The organism is Pseudomonas sp. UBA4194 (genome assembly GCF_002379585.1).
Lineage (GTDB): Bacteria > Pseudomonadota > Gammaproteobacteria > Pseudomonadales > Pseudomonadaceae > Aquipseudomonas.
In genome coordinates this window covers 846-1,840 of the sequence record NZ_DFUE01000060.1, presented here as the reverse complement: position 1 = coordinate 1,840, position 995 = coordinate 846, and the positions used below count along the sequence as shown (strand labels likewise).

General features: G+C 64.4%; 1 protein-coding gene. It reads right to left on the bottom strand.

The annotated features are described in order from the left end of the window. Nucleotides 1–40: 40 nt before the first annotated feature. Nucleotides 41–995, bottom strand: a 955-nt coding sequence (gene earP / locus B3397_RS15320; RefSeq protein ID WP_296251583.1) for an elongation factor P maturation arginine rhamnosyltransferase EarP, incomplete at its 5' end; no start/stop codon positions are given.

The following is a 995-nucleotide window of genomic DNA, read 5'->3' as shown; positions in this document are numbered from 1 at the left end:
CCGAATTTGGATGGTGATTTACAAAAATCTAGGCCGCGTATCATAGCCAATTTCGGTAAAACTGCACCAGCGCCGTTGCAAGATCAGCCTGAGCGGCTTGTTGTCCGCACCAGAATTCGGCATGGGCGGTCAATTCTGGCCAGTGCTGCAGGGCCTGACGCCAGGCCGGACCGATGTCGGCAACCTCCACACCCTGGTTCCACGCCCGCCACAATCCGCGCAATGCCTCGCAGGCCGCGGGCGAGAGGCCCTGCTGGTAGCGGTCGAGGAAGGCCTCGAGCTTTTCCCAGTGGGCGTACTCTTCCTGAATGTAGATATGCCAGACCAGCGGACGGCCTGCCCACTGCGCCCGCACGAACGAATCTTCACCGCGCACGGCGTTGAAATCACAGCACCAGAGCAGGCGGTCGTAATCGTTCTGGCGGACGAACGGCAGCACCTGCACCGTCAGGTTGCCCCGTCGATGGACGCTGCCGGCGGCCAGATCTGCCGTGCCGAGCCACTGTTGCACGTCGCCCAGCACCCGGCCCTCGGGGACCAGCAAATGATTGGGCCGTGCATCGTCGGCCAGCGCCTCGAGCCAACTGCCCAGCCCCGGATGCTCATAGGCAAACAGCGACAGCAGCCGCGCGCCGGTGACGGGCGCGACGTTCAGCGCGGCCAGAAATGCCGCTCGAGCGCTGGGCTCGGCCTGGAATGCACGGCGCTCGGCCAGCAACGACGCTTCGCGCAACAGGCCACCGGTGCCGGGGGTGAAGCCTGGAAAGAAGAAAAACTTGCGCAGGCCATTTGGCTGCGGTGACGGTAGGCCGTGGCAGCCATCGACCCAGGTTTCGGCGCTCAGGTAGTCCAGATTCAGCCACAACGGCGCGCGAGGCTGCTGGGCCATGGCCTCGACGTATTGCGTGGGCAACTTGCAGGCGAAGGCGCCGACCACTACATCCGCCAGGCGCGTAGGCTGCCATTCGCCTGTCCAATGGCACACTTCCACGCCA